The 20,653-nt window shown below is 62.1% G+C and carries 22 protein-coding genes and 1 tRNA gene; 9 read left to right on the forward strand and 14 right to left on the reverse strand.

The annotated features are described in order from the left end of the window. Window positions 1–20: 20 nt before the first annotated feature. Window positions 21–830: a 3-methyl-2-oxobutanoate hydroxymethyltransferase gene (panB, locus tag ACK3SC_RS14900; RefSeq protein ID WP_416840992.1), complete on the reverse strand. Its 810-nt coding sequence runs from the start codon at window positions 828–830 to the stop codon at window positions 21–23. A 156-nt stretch (window positions 831–986) separates the two neighbouring features. Between panB and ACK3SC_RS14905 the strand changes: the two genes are divergently transcribed. Together ACK3SC_RS14905 and ACK3SC_RS14910 are read left to right on the forward strand one after the other, a co-directional pair. Further along, entirely contained in the window at window positions 987–1,256 is a 270-nt protein-coding gene (locus ACK3SC_RS14905; protein WP_416840993.1) for a DUF5822 domain-containing protein, read from the forward strand. 53 nt (window positions 1,257–1,309) lie between these two features. Further along, window positions 1,310–2,158, forward strand: a complete 849-nt coding sequence (locus tag ACK3SC_RS14910) for a translation initiation factor eIF-2B (protein ID WP_416840994.1) — start codon at window positions 1,310–1,312, stop codon at window positions 2,156–2,158. An 80-nt stretch (window positions 2,159–2,238) separates the two neighbouring features. Here ACK3SC_RS14910 and ACK3SC_RS14915 read toward each other — a convergent pair whose 3' ends face one another. The 3 genes from ACK3SC_RS14915 to ACK3SC_RS14925 all read right to left on the reverse strand — a co-directional run bounded on the left by ACK3SC_RS14915 (window position 2,239) and on the right by ACK3SC_RS14925 (window position 4,970). After that, the gene (locus ACK3SC_RS14915; RefSeq protein ID WP_416840995.1) at window positions 2,239–3,402 is read right to left on the reverse strand and encodes a Gfo/Idh/MocA family protein; all 1,164 of its coding nucleotides are present in this window, start codon (window positions 3,400–3,402) and stop codon (window positions 2,239–2,241) included. 6 nt (window positions 3,403–3,408) lie between these two features. After that, complete coding sequence (locus ACK3SC_RS14920; protein ID WP_416840996.1) at window positions 3,409–4,377, reverse strand: sugar phosphate isomerase/epimerase family protein; 969 nt, start codon at window positions 4,375–4,377, stop codon at window positions 3,409–3,411. Between the two features lie 116 nt (window positions 4,378–4,493). After that, window positions 4,494–4,970: a GNAT family N-acetyltransferase gene (locus tag ACK3SC_RS14925; RefSeq protein ID WP_416840997.1), complete on the reverse strand. Its 477-nt coding sequence runs from the start codon at window positions 4,968–4,970 to the stop codon at window positions 4,494–4,496. Window positions 4,971–5,079: 109 nt separating this feature from the next. Here ACK3SC_RS14925 and ACK3SC_RS14930 point away from each other — a divergent pair, with 109 nt between their 5' ends. Beyond that, window positions 5,080–5,490: an archease gene (locus ACK3SC_RS14930; RefSeq protein ID WP_416840998.1), complete on the forward strand. Its 411-nt coding sequence runs from the start codon at window positions 5,080–5,082 to the stop codon at window positions 5,488–5,490. 62 nt (window positions 5,491–5,552) lie between these two features. Then, complete coding sequence (locus ACK3SC_RS14935; protein WP_416840999.1) at window positions 5,553–7,013, forward strand: RtcB family protein; 1,461 nt, start codon at window positions 5,553–5,555, stop codon at window positions 7,011–7,013. Between the two features lie 50 nt (window positions 7,014–7,063). On the opposite strand, the gene ACK3SC_RS14940 is transcribed toward ACK3SC_RS14935, so the two are convergent. The 3 genes from ACK3SC_RS14940 to ACK3SC_RS14950 form a co-directional block, all read right to left on the reverse strand. Continuing rightward, window positions 7,064–7,411 (reverse strand): hypothetical protein, encoded by a 348-nt coding sequence (locus tag ACK3SC_RS14940; protein WP_416841000.1) that lies wholly within the window; start codon window positions 7,409–7,411, stop codon window positions 7,064–7,066. Window positions 7,412–7,482: 71 nt separating this feature from the next. Then, entirely contained in the window at window positions 7,483–7,887 is a 405-nt protein-coding gene (locus ACK3SC_RS14945; protein WP_416841001.1) for a hypothetical protein, read from the reverse strand. Between the two features lie 185 nt (window positions 7,888–8,072). Continuing rightward, on the reverse strand, window positions 8,073–8,627 hold the full coding sequence (locus ACK3SC_RS14950) for an HAD family hydrolase (RefSeq protein WP_416841002.1): 555 nt from the start codon (window positions 8,625–8,627) through the stop codon (window positions 8,073–8,075). Between the two features lie 75 nt (window positions 8,628–8,702). Between ACK3SC_RS14950 and ACK3SC_RS14955 the strand changes: the two genes are divergently transcribed. Next, on the forward strand, window positions 8,703–9,134 hold the full coding sequence (locus ACK3SC_RS14955; protein ID WP_416841004.1) for a hypothetical protein: 432 nt from the start codon (window positions 8,703–8,705) through the stop codon (window positions 9,132–9,134). Between the two features lie 17 nt (window positions 9,135–9,151). Here ACK3SC_RS14955 and ACK3SC_RS14960 read toward each other — a convergent pair whose 3' ends face one another. From ACK3SC_RS14960 to ACK3SC_RS14975, 4 genes are all read right to left on the reverse strand, one after another. After that, window positions 9,152–10,297, reverse strand: a complete 1,146-nt coding sequence (locus ACK3SC_RS14960; protein WP_416841006.1) for an acyl-CoA dehydrogenase family protein — start codon at window positions 10,295–10,297, stop codon at window positions 9,152–9,154. A 95-nt stretch (window positions 10,298–10,392) separates the two neighbouring features. Next, the gene (locus ACK3SC_RS14965; RefSeq protein WP_416841008.1) at window positions 10,393–11,580 is read right to left on the reverse strand and encodes an alanyl-tRNA editing protein; all 1,188 of its coding nucleotides are present in this window, start codon (window positions 11,578–11,580) and stop codon (window positions 10,393–10,395) included. A 35-nt stretch (window positions 11,581–11,615) separates the two neighbouring features. Continuing rightward, window positions 11,616–12,137 (reverse strand): transcriptional regulator, encoded by a 522-nt coding sequence (locus ACK3SC_RS14970; RefSeq protein WP_416841009.1) that lies wholly within the window; start codon window positions 12,135–12,137, stop codon window positions 11,616–11,618. A gap of 498 nt (window positions 12,138–12,635) precedes the next feature. Next, window positions 12,636–12,720 (reverse strand) — tRNA-Leu (locus tag ACK3SC_RS14975). A 142-nt stretch (window positions 12,721–12,862) separates the two neighbouring features. Here ACK3SC_RS14975 and ACK3SC_RS14980 point away from each other — a divergent pair. After that, entirely contained in the window at window positions 12,863–13,423 is a 561-nt protein-coding gene (locus ACK3SC_RS14980) for a DUF420 domain-containing protein (protein WP_416841010.1), read from the forward strand. Window positions 13,424–13,734: 311 nt separating this feature from the next. Here ACK3SC_RS14980 and purF read toward each other — a convergent pair whose 3' ends face one another. The 3 genes from purF to ACK3SC_RS14995 form a co-directional block, all read right to left on the reverse strand. Beyond that, entirely contained in the window at window positions 13,735–15,213 is a 1,479-nt protein-coding gene (gene purF, locus ACK3SC_RS14985; RefSeq protein ID WP_416841011.1) for an amidophosphoribosyltransferase, read from the reverse strand. A 303-nt stretch (window positions 15,214–15,516) separates the two neighbouring features. Then, the gene (locus ACK3SC_RS14990; RefSeq protein WP_082682159.1) at window positions 15,517–15,693 is read right to left on the reverse strand and encodes a 50S ribosomal protein L37e; all 177 of its coding nucleotides are present in this window, start codon (window positions 15,691–15,693) and stop codon (window positions 15,517–15,519) included. Further along, window positions 15,690–15,920 carry an LSM domain-containing protein gene (locus ACK3SC_RS14995; RefSeq protein ID WP_416841012.1) on the reverse strand — a complete coding sequence of 77 codons (231 nt, stop codon included), beginning with the start codon at window positions 15,918–15,920 and terminating at the stop codon, window positions 15,690–15,692. Before ACK3SC_RS14995 ends, ACK3SC_RS14990 begins: the two co-directional genes overlap by 4 nt. Window positions 15,921–16,321: 401 nt before the next feature. Here ACK3SC_RS14995 and ACK3SC_RS15000 point away from each other — a divergent pair, with 401 nt between their 5' ends. The 3 genes from ACK3SC_RS15000 (at window position 16,322) to ACK3SC_RS15010 (ending at window position 20,628) form a co-directional block, all read left to right on the forward strand. Beyond that, on the forward strand, window positions 16,322–17,674 hold the full coding sequence (locus ACK3SC_RS15000; protein ID WP_416841013.1) for an RNase J family beta-CASP ribonuclease: 1,353 nt from the start codon (window positions 16,322–16,324) through the stop codon (window positions 17,672–17,674). After that, window positions 17,674–18,720 carry a geranylfarnesyl diphosphate synthase gene (gene idsA3 / locus ACK3SC_RS15005; protein ID WP_416841014.1) on the forward strand — a complete coding sequence of 349 codons (1,047 nt, stop codon included), beginning with the start codon at window positions 17,674–17,676 and terminating at the stop codon, window positions 18,718–18,720. The genes ACK3SC_RS15000 and idsA3 overlap by 1 nt, the downstream gene beginning before the upstream one ends. 195 nt (window positions 18,721–18,915) lie before the next feature. Further along, a complete protein-coding gene (locus ACK3SC_RS15010) occupies window positions 18,916–20,628 on the forward strand; it encodes a glutamate--tRNA ligase (protein WP_416841015.1) in 1,713 nt (570 codons plus the stop codon). Window positions 20,629–20,653: the final 25 nt, after the last annotated feature.

Below are 20,653 nucleotides of genomic sequence, written 5' to 3' on the forward strand. Positions count from 1 at the left end.
TTGGCGCTCAGTTGACTCGCTCAGTAGAGTTCGTCCAACTCGTCTTCGACGTGACTGTGTTCGTCGGCCGGGAACGTTCCGGACTCGACGGCATCTCGGTACGCCCGCACTGCCTTCTGCATCTCCGATTTTACGTCGCCGAACTGGGCGGCAAAGGGTGGGACGCGCTCGCTCATTCCGATGACATCGTCCACGACGAGCACCTGTCCGTCACAGTCTGGGCCCGCACCGATGCCAATCGTCGGGATGTCGATCGCCTCAGTCACCTGTTTTGCGACGTTCGCCGGGACGTGCTCTAAGACGAGCGAGAATGCCCCTGCATCTGCGTGAGCCTTCGCCAGTTCGAGAATCTCGCGGGCGCTGTCACGGTCGGCGCCCTGTCTGCTGTAGCCGACTTCCTTGACGCGCTGTGGCGTCAAGCCCAGATGCGCCATCACGGGGATGCCGAGCTGGACGAGGCGTTCGGTCAACTCGACGGTGTGCGGGCCGCTTTCTAACTTGACAGCGTCCGCGTCCGCCTCTTTGAGCATTCGGCCACAGTTTTCGATACTCGATGCGTCGTCCACGCCGAACGAGAGAAACGGCATGTCGGCAACGACGAGTGCGTCAGTCGTCGCCCGCCGCACCGCCGCCGTCCGACTCACCATCTCGTCGACTGTCACCGGAAGCGTCGAATCGTACCCCAGTGACGTGTTTCCGACGCTGTCCCCCACGAGGATGATATCGATACCCGCTTCGTCGACGATGCGCGCCGTCGGCGCGTCGTACGCCGTGAGCATCGTGATTGGTTCTGTGCCGGCCTTCGTTCGAAGGGACCGTACCGTGACCATGCACTGTCTTCGCCCGTCTGGGTTATGAGTATCACTCTTCGGCGACGTGATTGGACGACTCGTGGTTTGCCGATGTCCTCGTGTCGAATCGGAGCCCGACGGGTCCGGTCCGTGCTGAACCGGCACGCATTAGCCCCCGCCCGAATAGCTCTACTCGTGCAACCAGTCGAACGTACGAATCCGGAGGGTGTCGACTTTGGATGGGTCATGCAGATGACCTTCGTCACGACGATTCTCGTCGGGTCACCCATCGTGGCGCTGCTCTCGTTGAACGCCACGCTGCCGACGTGGAGCGCTCGCGCGGCGTTCGCCATCCGCGTCGGTGCAGTCATCTGGTTCGTGACCGCCATCGTCCTGTACGTCTACGCCAAGCGGACCGGCGCTGGTGACGGTGGAGCTGGCCCCAGCGCAGACCCTGAGAACTGACACCTCGGCGGCAGTGCCGGAAACTCTTTCACACGATACGGCGACGTTCTCGTATGATAGACGAGACCATCGAGGAGATTCGTGAGATGCAGACACACAGCTCCTCGGTCGTCGCCGTCAAGGCAACACGGGCGCTCGCGGAACTGACGGAGCGAGAGTACGCGACCGTCGAAGAGTTCGAACGGGACCTCGAACGGAACGTCAGGGCCCTCAAGCGCGCGAACCCATCGCACGCGTCTCTCTACAACGCGTTACAGGACGTTCTCCAGTCGGTCCAGGGCGAGGCGGATACCTTCGAAGACGCACGCGAACTCACGCTCGACACCATCGACCGCGTGGTCGAGAGCGTCGAGATGGGCAAGCGGCGCGCTGCAAAGAACGCAGCAGGAGCCCTCGAAGACGGCGACACCTTCCTCACGCACGACTACTCGTCGACGGTGATGGAAGCAGTCGAACTCGCCGTCTCTGGCGGTGCTGAACTGACCGCCTACGTCACGGAAGCGCGTCCGCGATTCCTCGGCCGGAAGTTCGCCCGCGAACTCGCGGCTATCGACGGCGTCGAACCACACCTGATGGTCGACGGTGCCTCGGGCATGTTCCTCGGCGAGTGCGACCGAGTCATCATCGGCATGGACTGCATCGTCGACGAGACGCTCTACAACCGCGTCGGAACGTTCCCGCTCGCCGTGACGGCCGACCGACTCGGTGTCCCGGTCACCGTCGTCGGGTCGAGCGCAAAAATCGTCGACAGCGGCTTCCGGTTCGAAAACGAAATTCGCTCACCGAGCGAAGTCATGCTCGAACCCGTCGAAGGCATCAAGTTGGAGAATCCTGCCTACGACGCGACGCCGGTCGAACTCATCGACCAGGTCATCACCGACGAAGGCGTCGTCACGTTCTAACGCGGCGTTCGATTCTCCTGAACGGCGAAAAATTGGGTTTCCTGTTTTGCACTCAACTTAGTCGAGACTCACCCACCAGCCTATTCGAGACTCACCCACTCGCCGGACGCGTCTGAGCGTTCGATGGCATCGAGTACCTGCTGGACCTCGTAGGCATCGTCGAACGACGGGTGGAACTCGCCGTCCTCAGCGACCTCGCCGGACGCCGTCTGGCTGCCCGCAGAGCGGCGCTCTGCGACGGCCGTCAGGAACTCATAGTTCTCGTGGACGAACGTGTGTTCCCACCCGATGACGTGCCCCGGTGGCCACCAGTGGTCGATGTACGGGTCGGATTCGTCCGTCACAAGAACCGTCTCGTAGCCACGGTTGTCGCCCGTCTTGACCTCCAGCTCGTTGAGTCGTTCGAGCGAGAACTTCAGGCTCCCCTCGGAGCCGTGAATCTCGATAGTGTGGTCGTTCTTGTGTCCGTTGGCGAAGCGTGAGGCTTCGAACGACCCGATAGCACCGTGTTCGAACTCGGCCTGTGCGGTGTAGGCGTCGTCGACGGTGACTGGCTTGTACTCGTCCGTGCCGGGGACGGGGCGTTCCTCGACGAACGTCTGAAGGTGGCCCGAGACGCGTTCGATGTCGCCGGCGGTGTTCCCCACGAGGAATCGTGCGAGGTCTATCGTGTGTGCGCCGAGGTCACCGAGTGCGCCGGACCCGGCGAGGTCCTTGTCCATGCGCCACGCCCACGGCGCTTCGGGGTCGACCAGCCAATCCTGGAGGTAGCGACCGCGGACGTGGTGAATCTCTCCGAGTTCGCCGTCTTCGATGAGACCCTTCGCGTACTGGATTGCCGGGACGAAGCGATAGTTGAACGCGCAGCCGGCCACGCCATCTGCGTCGCGGGCGGCGTCGCGCATCGCTTCTGCTTCGTCGAGCGTTGGTGCGAGCGGTTTCTCACAGAAGACGTGTGCACCCGCTTCGAGCGCCGCGATAGAGGGTTCGGCGTGGAGGTGGTTCGGACCGAGGTTGTAGAACACGTCCACGTCGTCGACGACGTCGCGCCAGTCGGTCGCAGTCGATTCGAATCCGAATCGGTCGGCGGCGTCGGCGAGAGCGTCCTCGTCGCGGCCGACGATGACCGTGCGTTCGACGTCGGGTGCCTCGGGGAAGAACATCGGGAGGCGGGCCAACGCGTTGGAGTGGGCCTTGCCCATGAAGCGGTAGCCGAGGACGCCGACGGAAAGTTTGTCACTCATTCAGAATCACTCCGCCCAGTAGGCGTCGCCGGGTTGTGTCTCGAAGACGGCGCGTGAGAGCACGTCGACAGCTTTCTCTAGTCCCTCGTTCGAAGAGGTGAGCGCGTCTTCGTGTTCGATGGAGAGTGCGCCTTCGTAGCCGACCATTCGGAGCGTCGAGATCACGTCTTTCCAGTGTTCTTCGCCGTGGCCGTAGCCGATAGAGCGGAAGAGCCACGAGCGGTCGGCCGTGTCGGCGTAGGAGGTGGTGTCGAGGACGCCTTTGACCTTCGCGTGGTGGTCGTACACCTTCGTGTCCTTGGCGTGGAAGTGGTGGATAGCGTCCTGTTCGCCGAGGAAGCGGATGGCTTCGGTGATGTCGATATCCTGCCAGTAGAGGTGCGACGGGTCGAAGTTCGCGCCGATGCGTTCGTTCGTGGCCTCACGGAGGCGCATCATGCCAGTCGGTTCGTAGACGAGCATGTTCGGGTGCATCTCGATGGCGATGTCGACGCCGTGGTCGTCTGCGAACGCGGCGAGGTCACTCCAGTAGTCGACGGCGACTTCCCACTGGTAGTCGTGAGCGTCGGCGTGTTCGGTCGGCCACGGGGCCGTAATCCAGTTCGGCACCTCGTCGTTCGGGCCGCCTGCTGGCAGTCCAGAGAAACAGGTGACGGTGTTCACGTCGAGTGCGTCGGCGAGTTCGATGGCTTCGCGGAGTTCCGTGTCCGCCTCGGCGGCAGTCGCTTCGTCCGGGTGAAGCGGATTGTTGTGCGTCGCCAGCGCGCTAATCCGCATATCCCGTTCTTCGACGGCGGCGAGCAAGTCGGCCTGCGCGTCGTCGTCGTCGAGGACAGCTGTTCGGTCGACGTGGTCTTCGCCGGGCCAGCCACCGACACCGAGTTCGACGCCGTCGACACCGATTCCCGACAGGTAGTCGAGCGCGTCGTCGAGCGATTCGTTTCCGAGTGGGACAGTGAGCACTCCGATGTACATACACGGCCCTACTACTACGGACCGAATAAAAATTGAGGATATGACCCCGGAAGCACGATTCGAGACAGAACCGCTGGTCGTGGTGTCGTAGCGGACGGTACGTACCGAATCGACGTTCAGCCGAGTAAGAATTCCGAGAGGCGTTCTCTGAGGCCTGCCTCTTCACCGAGTCGGAGATAGTACGACGCGCCGCCGTCTTCGTAGTAGTTCTCGATACGACGCTGAATCTCGAATCCCATCGATTCGTAGAAGTCGAGGGCGTTCTGATTCGTCGTTCGAGCGTGGCACGTCACGACGGGATGTTCTCGTGCGACCTCGGCGACGAGATGTTTCCCGTGGCCTTCGCCGCGGGCCTCGGGGGCGACTGCCAGAAAGAGGATGTAGCCGTCGCGTCGAGTCGACGCGAAGGCGATGAGCGTCTCGTTCTCGATGAGGAGATACGTCGTCGAACGGCGATAGGCGTCCATGAAAAAGCCCCGGCGCTGTTTCAGGAGGCCCTCGTTGACCCGGATGTTCTCTTTGAGGGCCCACGCCGCTTCGGCGTATTCGGTCTCACCGGGACCGTCGACCCGCATCTCCACGTTGACGCTCACAGTCCGTGGTAACCGGAGCGAGAATATAACTCCACCGTCCGTCAGGACCACTCTTGGGTCACGGTGGCCGACCGAAAGGACGAGGATAGATGGCCACACACGAATGCATATGGGATTTACACTTCGTGAGCACACCGCCGACGTGGCCGTCGAGGCAGATGCCCCGACACTTGGCGGGGTCTTCGCCGCCGTCGCCGACGGACTCACTGCGGCGATGTGCGACGAGATACCCGAGACTGGCGAGCGGTTTTCGTTCGCTGTTCGTGCAGAAAGTCTCGAAGCGACGCTGTTCGACTACCTCGACCAGCTCATCTACGAACGCGACGTTCGCGGCGTGCTCCCCGTCGAACACGAAGCAGCTGTTCGACAGGATGGCGACGAGTGGGTCGTCGAGGCGTCGGCGCGCGGCGTCCCATTCGACGACGTGAACGCTCGCGACGTGAAGGCAGTCACCTACTCAGAGATGCGACTCGACCCAACTGACGACGGGTGGGAGTCGTACGTCGTCTTCGACGTGTGACACGGTCGTCGAGCTGAACGCGTGACGGAATCCTATTGAATCGCCGTCTCGAACTGTTACCTATGACTACACGCGAGTTCGGAGATATCGAACTGCGACGCGTTCGCGAGTTCGTCTGGGAGATCCCCCAGACCGGCGAGATGAACGCCCCTGCGCGGGTTTTAGCGTCCGAGGCGCTCCTCGAACAGATTGGGCAGGACAAGACGCTCGAACAACTGCGGAACGCGACGCATCTGCCGGGCATCGCAAACCATGCAATCTGCATGCCTGACGGCCACCAGGGCTACGGGTTCCCCGTCGGGGGCGTGGGCGCAACTGACACCGTTGATGGCTGTATCTCACCCGGAGCGGTCGGCTACGACATCAACTGCGGCGTCCGGATGATGACGACGAATCTCACGTACGAGGACCTGCAGGGCAAGGAAGAAGAACTCGTCAACGCGCTGTTCGAGGCCATCCCCTCTGGCCTCGGCGGAGGCGGTGTCGTGAAGGGCGACGCAGAGACTATCGACGACATCCTCGAACGCGGGATGCAGTGGGCACTCGACGAAGGCTACGCGACGGAAGACGATCTGGCACACTGCGAGGACGAAGGCTTCCGCGACGACGCACGCCCGGAGTTCGTCTCCCAGAAGGCGAAAGACCGTGGTCGGAACCAGATTGGCAGTCTCGGCTCCGGGAACCACTTCCTCGAAGTCCAGCGCGTCACCGACATCTACCGCGACGACGTCGCCGAGAAGTTCGGCCTCGAAGCCGACCAAATCGTCGTCCTCATCCACTGTGGCTCTCGCGGACTGGGCCACCAGACCTGCACGGACTACCTCCGTCGTATCGAGAAGGAACACAAGGACCTGCTCGACGAACTCCCTGACAAGGAACTCGCCGCCGCACCCGCCGGGTCCGAACTCGCCGAGGAGTACTACGGCGCGATGTGTGCCGCCATCAACTTCGCGTGGGTGAACCGCCAACTCATCATGCACAGGACGCGCGAGGTGTTCGCCGACGTGTTCGACCGCGACTGGCGCGACATGGAGATGCGTCTGCTCTACGACGTGGCGCACAACATCGCCAAGAAAGAGGTCCACACCGTCGATGGCGAAGAGCGCGAACTCTACGTCCACCGGAAAGGCGCGACCCGTGCGTTCCCCGCCGGTCGCCCCGAACTCCCGCCTGCGTACGCCGACGTTGGCCAACCGGTCATCATCCCCGGCAGTATGGGCGCAGGAAGCTACGTCCTCCGCGGCGGCGACGAGTCTCTTACCCTCACGTTCGGGTCGACCGCCCACGGTGCCGGGCGGTTGATGAGTCGGACGAAGGCGAAACAGGAGTACTGGGGCGAGACGGTCCGAGAAGAACTCCGCGAGCAAGAGAAAATCTACGTGAAAGCGCAGTCGGGTGCGACGGTTGCCGAAGAGGCCCCCGGCGTCTACAAAGACGTGGACGAAGTCGTTCGCGTCTCCGACGAGTTAGGCATCGGTGACAAGGTTGCGCGGACGTTCCCCGTCTGCAACATCAAAGGCTGAATCGACAACGACTGAACCGACCAACGACTGAACCGGCCAAAATCAGATTTTCATGCAGTCGTCGCCGCCACGACCCGGCGCTTGTAGAAGTAGTACGCGAGCGCCGCGAGGCCGACGAAGACGGCGGAGACGCCGTCGCCAACCGCACCGCCAGAGAGGAACGCCGAGACGACGCTTCCGAGGCCGAGTGCGAGGACCAGCAGACCGCCGCCGAGAATCCACGCTCTGGAGTCCGTGTTCGCGTCGGCGTACTGGCCGCTCTCGATGAGGGCCATCTCCTTTTTGTGTTCGAAGTAGACCACCACGCCCCCGAAGACGAGGATGGCGACTCCGAGGAGGACGAACGGCACGAAGAACAACGCGTCGCCGAGCGTGAAGCCAGATTGTATCGATATCATATCCACGATATCGTCGTGTCAGATATTCAATCAAGAGTGACAGGTGGTCACAGCCCTCGTCGAAAACAGTCTCAGAACGGTCCCGGGCCGCGTGGTCCGGGCTTCGGCCCGCGGGGACTCGCTGGCCCCTGTCCCCCGATGACGACGTAATCTGTCTCGGGGACGGATTCGACTTCTCGGCCGTTCTCGTACTTGACGAACGAGAGGTAGAAGTCGCGTCCGCAGGGCGAATCCAATCCGGGGTTCTCGACGTCGTCGGCGTCGCTCACCAGTTCTGTCCACGACACACGAGCTGCCTCGCTCTCGCCGCAGACGAAGTGGACGCCATCGGCGTCTTCGAACTCATCCACCGGAGTGGCGTACTCCCATCCCTCCAGCGGATACGGTGTCACCGACTTGTCGGCGAGATAGCCGTCGCGTTCGAGTTCCACGACGGCACCGCAGTGCGGGCAGTAGTACGAGACCGGAAATCCCATGGAGAATTCGTAGGCTTCGGGATGCTTAACGGACACGGCGGGTCGAATCCTCCCGCTGCTGAGATTTATATACGAACACGCGGCCAGACGGCCCGTGCGTTGACCATCGCCGCGGGGCGCGACGCGGGTGTGCGGCACGTCGCCTCGCGAGAGCAGAGTGCCGCCTGTTCGCAATGTTCACCTCGTTAGACGCCCGAAGGACCGCCATCGACGTATCTGAACGCGACACCAGCACGTTCTGCGGTGACCTCGTCGCGGGCGGAGTCGCCGACGAACACCGCCGAGTCGGGGTCGGCGTCCATCCGGTCGAGCGTCGTCAGCAACGGCTCTGGGTCGGGTTTGCGCGTCGCCACGGTGTCGCGGCCGACGACGGCATCGACGTGGTGCGACAGGTCGTGAACGTCGAGGGCGACGCGGCAAGCGTCCTCAGCGTTGAGCGAACAGACGCCGGAGGGAACCCCGTCGTCAGGGAGGTAGTCAGCCAGCGGGAGCAGGTCAGAAACCCACGCCCCCTGTCGTTCGTGTGACGCGAGTTCGAGTTCGAGTTCGTCGCGGACGCCCGCTTCGTCGGCCACGTCGAGCATGTCCCACAGGTCCATCGAGGTGGCTTCGATACCAGCGTCTCGAAGGACGAGCGCGACGTCGGTCGCGGCGTCGTCCCAATCGACGCGGAGGTTCACGAGTGTACCGTCCAGGTCGTAGACGACGGCATCGAAATCGGCGAGGTCTGGGAGACTCATTGGTCGGAGTAGGGTGCCGGAGTGAAAAGACGCTTCGGGAGAAAGACTATACTGGACAGTGACATTTCGAACGACATGTCCTCCACCCTCCAAGAGCGGATTCCGCCCGCTCTCCGTGAAAGGTTCGCTCCGGTCCTTCCCTCCATCGTCGTCGTGGCGGGAATCCTCATGCCGTGGGTACAAGTGGACCCGAACCACGAGGGCCCGGTCATCACCATCTACTACCCCGGGATGGGAAGTGGACTCGAACTCCCGCACGGAATCGCGCTCCTCGTTGCCGTCATCCTACTCTCGTCTCTCTCACTCGCCGGCCGCCGGTTGCGACGCGGTGAACTCGTCGTCGGTGTCGGCGGCGCTGTCGCAGTCGGTTGGTTCATTCAGTCGTGGCAGGGAGCGTTCATCCCCGCACCCGGCGCGTGGGTGACACTCGTGGGATGTCTGTTCCTCGCCGCTGTCGGAGCGGGTGGTATCGCCGTCGCACGCCGGAAAGCAAAATCTGTCGCCTGAAAAACGAAAATCGGGAGTTAGTCCAGAAGTGACCGAGCGATGACTTCCTTCTGAATCTCGCTCGTCCCCTCGTAGATGGTCGTGATCTTCGAGTCGCGGTAGTAGCGTTCGACTTCGAAGTCGGTCGTGTAGCCGTAGCCACCGTGAACCTGTACGGCCTCGTTGGTCACGTCGACTGCGGCCTCGCTCGCGTAGTACTTCGCCATCGACGCGGCGGTCCGTGGGTCTTCGCCGGCGTCGGCGACGCGGGCCGCTTCGCGGACCAGCGTACGCGACGCGTGGACTTTCGTCCCCATCTCCGCAATCTTGTGGCGAATCGCCTGAATCTTCGAGATTGGTTTGCCGAACTGTTCGCGCTCATTTGCGTAGGCGATAGCATCGTCGAGTGCCGACTGCGACAGACCGGTCGCCTGCGCCGCGATGCCCATCCGGCCGCCCGTGAGGATATGGAACGCCGCAGAGAGGCCGCGACCTTCTTCAGTGAGTCGGTTTTCGGCGGGGATGCGCACGTCGTCGAAGTTGAGGCCTGTCGTGTCGGAGGCACGAAGACCGAGTTTCTCTTCTTTCTTCCCGACTTCGTAGCCGGCGTCTTTGGGCACGAGGAACTGCGTGACTGAGTTCGGGTCGTTGGGGTCCGTCTTCGCGAAAAGGATGCAGACACCGCCGCGCTGGCCGTTGGTAATCCACTGTTTCTTGCCGTTGATGACGTACTCGTCACCCTCGCGGCGAGCGACGGTGGACATCTCGGCGGGGTTCGACCCCGCTTCGGGTTCCGAGAGCGCGAACATGCCGACTGGGCGTCCGTCGGCCATCTTCGGAAGCCACTCTTCTTTCTGTTCCTCGGTGGCGAACTCCGCGATGCACTCGGTGGCGAGACAGTGAACCGAGAGTGCGGTGGCGACGGCGAGTTGGCCGTAGGCGAGTTCCTCGTTGACCACCACGTACGTGGTTCGGTCGGCACCGAATCCGCCGTACTCCTCGGGGACGGTCAACCCGGTGAGGTCGAGTTCCGCGAGTCCGTCCCACACATCTTCTGGGAACGTCTCCGTCTCGTCGGCCTCGCGGGCAGTCGGGCGGATTTCCTCGACAGCGAACTCGTGGACCAGGTCTTTGATGGCCCGTTGCTCGTCAGTCAGACCCGTAGCAGACCCTACTGATTCCATGGTAGTCACTACGGACCATCATTGAAAAAGATGATTGAACGGCCGCGAGAATGTGACGCCTCGGTTACGAGACTGCCACTTGGGCGGGCGATTGCTCAGTTCTGGAGGAACGCCAGCACCTCGTCGGCGGGAGCGCCGATACCGCCACCCTGCGCGAACGTTGGGCTCCCGCCACCACCGCCTCCGAATTCGTCGGTCACCTCGGAGACGACGTCGCCCGCAGCAATATCACCGGCGCTCGCAACGACGACGAACGGCGCGCTCGACTCGCCAACGGCGACGATAACGTCGGCATCCCCGCGTGCTGCTTTGGCCGCCTCACCGACTTCGTTGGCGTCGAATCCGGCCACTGACCCGACCTTCCACATCATCCCATCGCGTTCTACCGTCTCGAACTGCGCGAGACGCGAACTGAGGACTTCCGCCTTCAGGTCGCGAAGTTCAGATTCGAGTTCGTTTCTGGCTTCGACTGCAGTCGTTGCCACCGACCCGAGGTCTTCGAGATTCGTCCCGAGGGCACTCGCCGCCTCGTATGCCGACTGCTGAATGTCTGCGCGGTGGTCGATGGCCGACGGTCCAACCGTGAACTCGACTCGCGTCAATCCCTCACCGGGGTTCGACCGACCGAGGATTTCGAGGGGTCCGATTTCGATGGTGTTCGAGACGTGCGTGCCGCCGCAGGCAGCCCAGTCCCACCCCTCGATGGTGACGATTCGAACCGTGTCGGAGTCGGCGAAGACGCCTTCTTCGGTCTTGACGTTGAACGCGATTTCCTCGCGCTCGCGGGCTTCTGCAACGGGAATCTCTTCCCACGACACGTCTCGCGTATCCCACACAGCACGGTTGACGAGGCGTTCTAACTCGACGAGGGCGGCGTCGTCGATCTCTGTCGTCGTTTCGAAATCCACGCGAACCTTCTCGTCAGAGATTCCGAATCCACCGTAGCCGAGGTCATCGAAGATGTGGCGCGCCGCGCCGTAGAGAACGTGACTGGCAGTGTGCGCTCGCATGCAGTAGGTTCGGAAGTCGTCGTCGACGACGCCGGTCACCTCGTCACCGACAGAAAAGTCGGGTTCGGAAGCGAGTTCGTGGACGACAGCACCGTCTACTTCTCGGACGTGGACGACTTCGGTATCGCCGAGAACGCCACGGTCCGACGGTTGTCCACCGCCTTCCGCGTAGAAGTACGTCTCGTCGAGGACGACTGCCGTCCCGTCGATATCGGTGACAGACGCCTCGAAGGCCCGGACCGTTGGGTTGTCAGATGCGAGCGCGGATGACATGTGGGCGACGAGACGCCCGAGAGAGAAAAATCGTGCTACTCGTCGACCAGACTCACATCGAGGCGGTCTTCGAGTGCCCGAATGACCGACCCACCGATGTTCGCCCGCGTCGCTCGCCCCTGTTCGATGGCGAGTAGTTGTTTCTCTTTGAGTTCGAGTTCCTCAGCGAGTTCGCCGAGTTGGAGACCCTCCTCCTGTCGAGCAGACTCGACGATTCCGCCGTATCCGGAGACGAGATACGGGAGCCGGTCCTTCTCGTAGTTCGTCCCTTTCTCTTCCCAGTGTTTCGAACTTCCCTTGGCGCTGTCGTACATCTTCGCGGTCCGCTGGGCGGCGCGTTTACGACGACTGCGTTCGGAGTCGTCACGAGTAGACTGCGTGCCCTCGCGTTTCTTGTCGGTGTGACGGTTCTCACCGTGGGGTGCGCAGTCCGAACAGACCAGCAGGTTCGCACCCGCGACGTTCGCTCGGCGGAGTTTCGTCGTCGTTCGCCCGCAGAGTTCGCAACTATCGCCGCCGGAGTCACCGCCGCCCCGGTTCGTCGAATACTTGGCCATGTGGCGTGTTACTCGTTCGACCCTTTTAAACTCGCGGCACCACGAGGGGGTGGCGAGCGTCTTTCGAGAGCGTAGACTCGCTCTGCTGTCAGTGAACGGTGGAAAATCCCACGAGAGGAGTCTCTCGTGGGGGTAGGTTCGGTAGGATTGTGCGTGGGTGATGTCCGTGTAGGAAATCACCTGCATCATTCGGCGGCTTCGCCGCCTCATTGCGAACTGTGAGTTCGCATATGCGATGCGTGGGACCGGATTTGAACTTCCGAGACTCGCGTTCGCTCGTCTCGACGTTCGAATCCGGCAAGCCGGATTCTCACCGGCGGACCACTACAGGACAGCGCCATCGCTTTCTGTGTGTGAAGGTGGAAAATCCCACGAGAGGAGTCCCTCGTGGGCGGTAGGTTTCGAAGGATTGTGCGTGGGTGATGTCCATGTAGGAAATCACCTGCATCATTCGGCGACTTCGTCGCCTCATTGCGAACTGTGAGTTCGCATATACGATGCGTGGGACCGGATTTGAACCGGCGGACCTCTACAGGACAGCGCCCTCAACGCTGCGCCGTTGGCCTGGCTTGGCTACCCACGCTCGCTGTGTCTTACTGCACTTCCGTGTACCCCACGGTAATTTAAATGACTTTCCTTTCGACTCGGCAATGTCGGGCGTTTGCAGGCGACGTAGCGCGATACTGGACAGAACGATTTTCCCGTTACAACCCGCCACTACGTCCATGGAACTTCGAGCACGCGACCACGTCCGCGGCCTCACTGCTGTCCTCTCGGTAGTCTCGCTCGCACTCGTCTTCGGCGCGGTTCTCGGTGCGATTCCGCGAGGGACGATTCCGCAGGCACCGGACAGCGTTTTGAACGCGATTCCGCACATGAACGCGGCAATCAGCACCGTCGCAATCGTGGCGATTCTCGCTGGCGTTCGATTCATCCGGCGCGGTGAAACGAAGAACCACCGGCGAATGATGCTCACCTCGTTCGGCCTGTTCGCGACGTTTCTCGTCCTCTACCTCTACAAACTCGTCGTCAAGGGGACCGAAACCTTCCCCGGACCCGACTCGGTTTACCAGTTCGTCTACCTGCCGACGCTCGCAGTTCACATCCTCCTCGCAATCGTCTGCGTCCCGGTGGTCTACTACGTCCTCCTCCTGGCGCTGACCCGACCCATCGCAGAGGTGTTCGACACGAAGCACGCACGGTTCGGCCGTATCGCAGCGTCACTCTGGCTTATCTCGTTCGTGCTGGGGGACGTCGTCTACGTCCTCCTCTACGTGGTCTACTGAGTTCGGAAAGGGAGTTCCCTGTTCGGGGACGTTGGTGGGACCATCTCCCACCGCGCTGGCTTCCCTGAACAGGGGTTGGTACGGTGTGTGACCGGCAGGTCACGTGACTGAACGTGGCGGGGACTCACGAAGAGTCTCTCACCTCGCATCGTCGGTATCGCACTCCGTGCGTACTCCGGCCCGACACCCGGTTTCTGGGGGGGGCGAAGTACGCATCGAGATACGTACGGAACCCAAAAGAAACGGCGCGTTGATTATGTTATCACGGATTCCGCTGAGAGTCAGGATGCGTGACGTGACGTGAAGTGGCGTTAGTCGTCGGCGGGGGCGTCCGCACCGACGATGGGGCGACTGATGTCACGGTCGGTCGCCTCACCGTCGATGTCGTAGGGATACTCGCCGGTGACACACCCGAGACAGAGGTCAGTCCGTGACTTCTCGAGAACGTCCGCGACGGCGTCGATAGAGAGGTACGCGAGACTATCTGCCTCGATTGTGTCACACACTTCTTCGACGGATTTGTCCGAGGCGATGAGTTCCTCCCGCGTGGCCATGTTGATTCCCATGTAGCACGGTGCGATGATGGGTGGTGCACCGATTCGCATGTGGACTTCTTCGGCACCTGCCTCACGGAGGAGTGCGACGAGTTGGTTCGAGGTGGTTCCGCGGACGATGCTGTCGTCGATGATGGTTACAGATTTGCCTTCGACAGTGCTCTTTATCGGGTTGAGCTTCAGGCGAACAGCGCGTTCGCGTTCGTCCTGTGTCGGCATGATGAACGTCCGGCCGACGTAGCGATTCTTCATCAGCCCCTCTGCGAACTCGACGCTCGCGTCGTCTTCCTGGGCCGCCTCGGCGTATCCGGAGGCGAACGCTCGCCCCGAGTCGGGGACCGGCATGACCACGTCGGTATCGACACCTGCTTCTTCCCAGAGTTTGCGCCCGAGGCCACGTCGTGCCTCGTAGACGAGGGTGTCGTTCATCACGGAGTCGGGTCGGGCGAAGTAGATGTGTTCGAAGAAGCAGTGGGCCGTGTTCTCGCGCTCGACGAGTTGATAGGAGTCGAATCCAGACCCATCAGATTCGAGGACGATGAGTTCGCCCGGTCGAACGTCGCGGACGAGTTCCCCGTCGAGGGTGTCGATTGCCGCAGATTCAGACGCGAGGACGTAGCCGTCGTCGAGTTTGCCGATGCAGAGTGGACGGTTCCCTTCCGGGTCGCGGACGCCGAGGACCGTCTCGTCGTGCATGATGGTCAGCGCGTACGACCCGTGGATACGCTCCATCGTTCGCTTGACGGCGCGGACGAGGTCCTCTTCGAGGAGGTTCTTCGCCAGGTCGTGGGCGATGACTTCCGTGTCGCCAGTGGAGGTAAACGCGTGACCGAGATTCTCCAGTTCGTCCCGGAGTTCGTCGGCGTTTACGAGGTTGCCGTTGTGTGCGAGGCCGAGCGACCCCGACTTGAACGAGACGGCGAAGGGTTGTGCGCAGGACTTCGAGACGTCGCCTGCAGTGGGGTACCGAACGTGGCCGATGCCGGCCTGTCCGTTCAGGCCATCGAGGTCCGCCGCGCTGAACGCGTCGCCGACGAGACCCATCTGGACGTGACTGTGTTGTTGGAACCCGTCGTGGGTGACGATGCCTGCGGACTCTTGGCCCCGATGCTGGAGTGCGTACAGCGAGTAGTACAGGGGTCGTGCAGCGCTTCGTTCGTCGAGTGCAACGCCGACGACACCGCACTTCTCGGTTGGTCCGCTGAGGTGGTGGGAGTCGTCCCGCCCATTTGCCATAGGTGGAATTAGAGGAGGGAGGGGGTAAAAAACCCGTCCTTATGCAGTAACTGCGGGTTTCGACACCGGAGAATGTTCACGAACGTGCATACATGGTGGGCGAGGCAGTTCGTGTCGGAGCGACCGTTCGACACGACTCCGCTACACCTGTCTCTCCGCCAGACCTGTCTCTGTGTAGCTAGTCGGTTGGTACCGAGTCGCATAGAATCGAAGACGGACGGAGCGTCAGGAACTCGATGTTGTTGCTCGCCCACGAGAGGCGAGACAGGAGATAATGTGACGGTCAGAGACCGTCGAGGGTCGTTACTTGTCGCCGGCTTTCGACTGCCAGGCGTAGCTGCGACGCTTCTTCGACTTACCGAAGCCGCAAGACGAGCAGACCTTCTTCTTCACGTGGTAGGACTTCTCGCCGCAGCGACGGCACTTCACGTGCGTCGTCTTGTTCTTCTTTCCTTGGCTAGGGGTTCCTGCACCCGTCATGCTTTGATGGTGACGACGTTATCGCCGCGTATAATGGTTGTGTCTTGGACTTGCTCGAGTTCGATATCCCCGGGCACCGCGTCTTCGTCCAGCGATTCTTCCAGTACGACGTTCATGTGCTGGTCGTAACCAGCGAGGACGCCGTAGTATGCGTTGCCGTCCTTGAGGAGAACTGTCACCGGTTCGTCGAGTGACGCTTCGAGGACGTCGAGAGGTCGACCGCTCATAGTTCAATTCCGTCCCGTAATTATCTTAAAGGTGCCGAACCGCACGAATCAGCAACAGTCATCCATATCTACCATTCGGCGGCTATCGCGCGGGTTCAGGACGTAAGCGTCCAGGGTATTCGGGGGACCGCGAGTTCACAGCCTTCGAAAGACAGTGTCAGTTGTGCGGGCGCGATGAACCCACGTAGTTTTTAGTACCCCGGTGAGTAGGTGCGAATACCAGAAACCCGCGGGTAAGTGCGGATGTACCCAAATCGACCGGTTAGGGCATCTCGCACGCGGGGTCAATCGACCGACGAGCTGCAAGACGCCGGGGCCGATGGCCCCCAGACACCCGTCTTTCCGTGAGCACCTTCGCCACATCGTGGCTTTCGATGCTCGGAATATCGAGAATTCAAACCATGGAAATCGAAATCGCAACCATAGGCGGATACGAAGAAGTCGGCCGTCAGATGACGGCCGTCCGTGCCGGAGACGACGTTGTCGTCTTCGACATGGGTCTCAACCTGTCGCAGGTCCTCATCCACGACAACGTTGAGACGGAAAAGATGCACAGCCTCGACCTGATCGATATGGGCGCAATCCCGGACGACCGTATCATGAGCGACCTCGAAGGTGACGTGCAGGCAATCGTGCCGACGCACGGCCACCTCGACCACATCGGTGCCATCTCCAAGCTGGCCCACCGATACGACGCACCCATCGTCGCGACACCGTTCACCATCGAACTGGTGAAACAGCAGATCGAGGGCGAGAACAAGTTCAACGTCAACAACGACCTCATCAAGATGAGTGCCGGTGAGACGATGTCCATCGGCGACTCCGGACAGGTCGACCTCGAGTTCGTCCACGTCACACACTCCATCATCGACGCCATCAACCCGGTCCTCCACACGCCGGAAGGTGCCGTCGTCTACGGGCTCGACAAGCGTATGGACCACTCGCCGGTCCTCGAAGACCCGATCGACATGAAGCGCTTCCGTGAGATTGGCCGCGAAGGAAACGGCGTCCTCTGTTACATCGAAGACTGTACGAACGCCGGCCGGAAGGGTCGCACGCCTTCCGAATCCGTCGCTCGTCGCCACCTCAAGGACGTCATGACCTCCGTCGAGGACTACGACGGCGGAATCGTCGCAACGACGTTCTCGTCTCACATCTCGCGTGTCTCCTCGCTCGTCGAGTTCGCCAACGACATCGGCCGGCAGCCAGTCCTTCTCGGTCGCTCGATGGAGAAGTACTCCGGCACCGCCGAACGCCTCGGCTTCGTCGACCTCCCGGACGACCTCGGAATGTACGGCCACCGCAAGTCCGTCGACCGTACCTTCAAGCGCATCATGAAGGAAGGCAAGGAGAACTACCTGCCAATCGTCACGGGTCACCAGGGCGAACCGCGCGCGATGCTCACCCGCATGGGCCGTGGCGAGACGCCGTACGAACTCGACGACGGCGACAAGGTCATCTTCTCGGCTCGGGTCATCCCGGAGCCGACCAACGAAGGCCAGCGCTACCAGTCCGAGCGTCTCCTGCGCATGCAGGGTGCTCGCATCTACGACGACATCCACGTCTCTGGGCACCTTCGTGAGGAAGGCCACTACGAGATGCTGCAGGCGCTCCAGCCCCAGCACGTCATCCCGGCCCACCAGAACCTCAAAGGCTTCGCTCCGTACGTGGACCTCGCAGAGAGTCAGGGCTACGCCCTCGGCCGCGACGTCCACGTGACGCGGAACGGCAACATGATCCAACTGGTGGAGTGATGAGTTCGGACGCGACGGAACAGCGAGTGCTCGAGGCGATTCGTGAGCGACGCGAACTCGTCAACGAGGCGCTCGACGAGGACGTGCCGATGGCCGAGCCAGAGCGGCTCTACGAGGCCTCTCGGTACCTCCTGAAGGCCGGCGGAAAGCGTCTCCGCCCGACAGTCTCACTCTTGACGGCCGAGTCCCTCGCGGACGTGGAACCGATGTCGGAAGACTACCGCGAGTTCCCGACGCTCGCTGGCGACGCCATCGACGTGATGGTTGCCGCCGTGAGCATCGAGGTCATCCAGTCGTTCACCCTCATCCACGACGATATCATGGACGACGACGACCTTCGGCGCGGCGTCCCGGCGGTTCACAAAGAGTACGACACGGAGACCGCGATTCTCGCCGGCGACACGCTCTACGCGAAGGCGTTCGAGCTGCTGACGAAGACGGGGGCAGACCCAGCGGCCGGCCTCGAAGCCGTCCGTCGGCTCGCGACCACGTGTACGCAAATCTGTGAAGGCCAAGCGCTCGACATCGACTTCGAGCGCCGCACCGAGGTGCTGCCCGACGAGTACCTCACGATGGTCGAACTCAAGACGGCCGTCCTCTACGGTACCGCGGCGGCCATCCCGGCCGTCCTCATGGGTGCCGACGACGATGTCGTCGAAGCGCTCTACCAGTACGGTATCGAGTCTGGGAGCGCGTTCCAGATTCAAGACGACGTGCTCGACCTGACCGTCCCGTCGGAGAAACTGGGTAAACAGCGAGGCTCGGACCTCGTCGAGAACAAGGAGACAGTCATCTCCCTACACGCACGCCAGCAGGGTATCGACGTGGACAACCTCGTCGATGCAGCGTCGGCCGAGGAACTCACCGAAGCCGACGTCGAGGCTGCCGTCGAGGAACTCGAAGCCGCCGGCAGCATCGACTACGCCCGTGAGATGGCAGAAGACCTCACCGAGCAGGCGAAAGCGCGGCTCGACGTCCTTCCGGACAACGAGGCACGCGGCCTGCTGTCCGACATCGCTGACTACCTCATCACCCGCGGGTACTGAACGTCCCCGACATCGGTCGTCGGTTCTGGTGGACGGACCGCCCGACTCACCGTTTCTCACCGTCTGAGTGGCGAGCAGACCGCCGCAACTGATATCTGTATAGGCGTGTTAGCATTTCACGTACCCCTGCCCGCGCGAGGAGCCCGTCCCCGCAATCCGGGCCTGTTTTTAGGCGTGCCGCGGAATCGGACCATAATGGACGACGAGCTTCGAGAACGTGTCGAGCGAGAAGCGGAGAAACACGCACTCCTCAACGCGGTCAAACACGACAGCGACGCCGATGTGGGCGCGATCATGGGCCCGCTGATGGGCGAGAACCCCGACTTCCGACAGCACGGTGGCGAGATTCCGGGACTCATCGGCCCCGTCGTCGCGAACGTCAACCAACTCTCGGCGGCAGACAAGCGCGAGCGACTGGAAGAACTTGCCCCCGAGGAACTCGCAGAGATGGAAGCCGAAGACGAAGAAGACGACGCCCTGCTTCCCGACCTGCCGAACGCGGACGACTACGACGAGATTCGGATGCGCGCCGCGCCGAACCCCAACGGCCCGTGGCACCTCGGCCACGCACGCATGCCCGCGGTCATCGGGACGTACAAGGAGATGTACGATGGCTCGTTCATCGTCCGCTTCGACGACACCGACCCCGAGACGAAGCGCCCCGACATGAGCGCGTACGACGCGATTCTCGAAGATATCGCATTCCTCGGCTTCGAACCCGACGACGTGATTCGCGCCTCCGACCGGGTCGAAACGTACTACGACTACGCCCGCGACCTCATCGAGATGGGTGGTGCGTACACCTGTTCGTGTTCCGGCGAGGAGTTCTCGAACCTGAAGAACAACGCCAAGCCGTGTCCGCACCGCGACAAGGACAGCGAGACGACGCTCGAAGAGTTCGAGGACATGGTCGCCGGCGAGTACTCCTCCGGCGAGATGGTCCTGCGGGTGAGAACCGACATCGAACACAAGAACCCCGCCCTGCGTGACTGGGTCGCCTTCCGGATGATAGACACGCCGCACCCCCGACCAGAGGCCGAAGAGTACCGCGCGTGGCCGATGCTCGACTTCCAGTCCGGCGTGGACGACCACCTCACGGGCGTCACGCACATCATCCGCGGCATCGACCTGCAGGACTCCGCGAAGCGCCAGCAGTTCGTCTACGACTACTTCGGCTGGGCGTACCCCGAGGTCATCCACTGGGGCCACGTGCAGGTCGACGACTACGACGTGAAGATGTCCACGTCGAGCATCAAGGAACTCATCGACGCGGGCGAACTCGACGGCTGGGACGACCCACGCGTCCCGACCATCAAGAGTCTTCGTCGCCGCGGAATCCGCGGACAGGCTATCGTCGACGCGATGGTCGCCCTCGGAACCTCCACGTCGAACGTCGACCTCTCGATGTCGTCTATCTACGCGAACAACCGTGACCTCGTCGACGACGAGACGGACCGCTACTTCTTCGTCCGAAACGGAGCGGAATTCGCCATCGAAGGCGGCCCCGACGTCGCACACCCGCCACTCCACCCGAGTTTCGAAGACCGAGGCACTCGCGACATCCCTGTCGGCGACAGCGTCCTCCTCGAATCGGGCGACGTGCCCGCAGAGGGCGAGCGTGTCTGGCTGAAAGGCTTCGGCGCAGTTCGCCGCGACGGAGAGACGCTCGTCGCAACCGGCGACGACCTCGACGTAGTTCGCGAAGGCGACGTGGCCGTGATTCACTGGGCACCCACCGACGGCGTCTCGGTTCGGATGCGCACGATGCACGAAGACGTACTGGGTGTCGCAGAACCCGACTTCGGTGACGTTCCGGTCGACGAACTCGTCCAGTTCGAGCGCGTCGGATTCGTCCGCGTGGACGAACGCGGCAGTGACGAGACGCTCGTCTACTTCGCACACAAGTAACGTCCACAACAGACCCGCCGATTAC

Origin of the sequence: Haloferax sp. DFSO52 (assembly GCF_048158745.1) — an archaeon.
Taxonomy (GTDB): domain Archaea; phylum Halobacteriota; class Halobacteria; order Halobacteriales; family Haloferacaceae; genus Haloferax.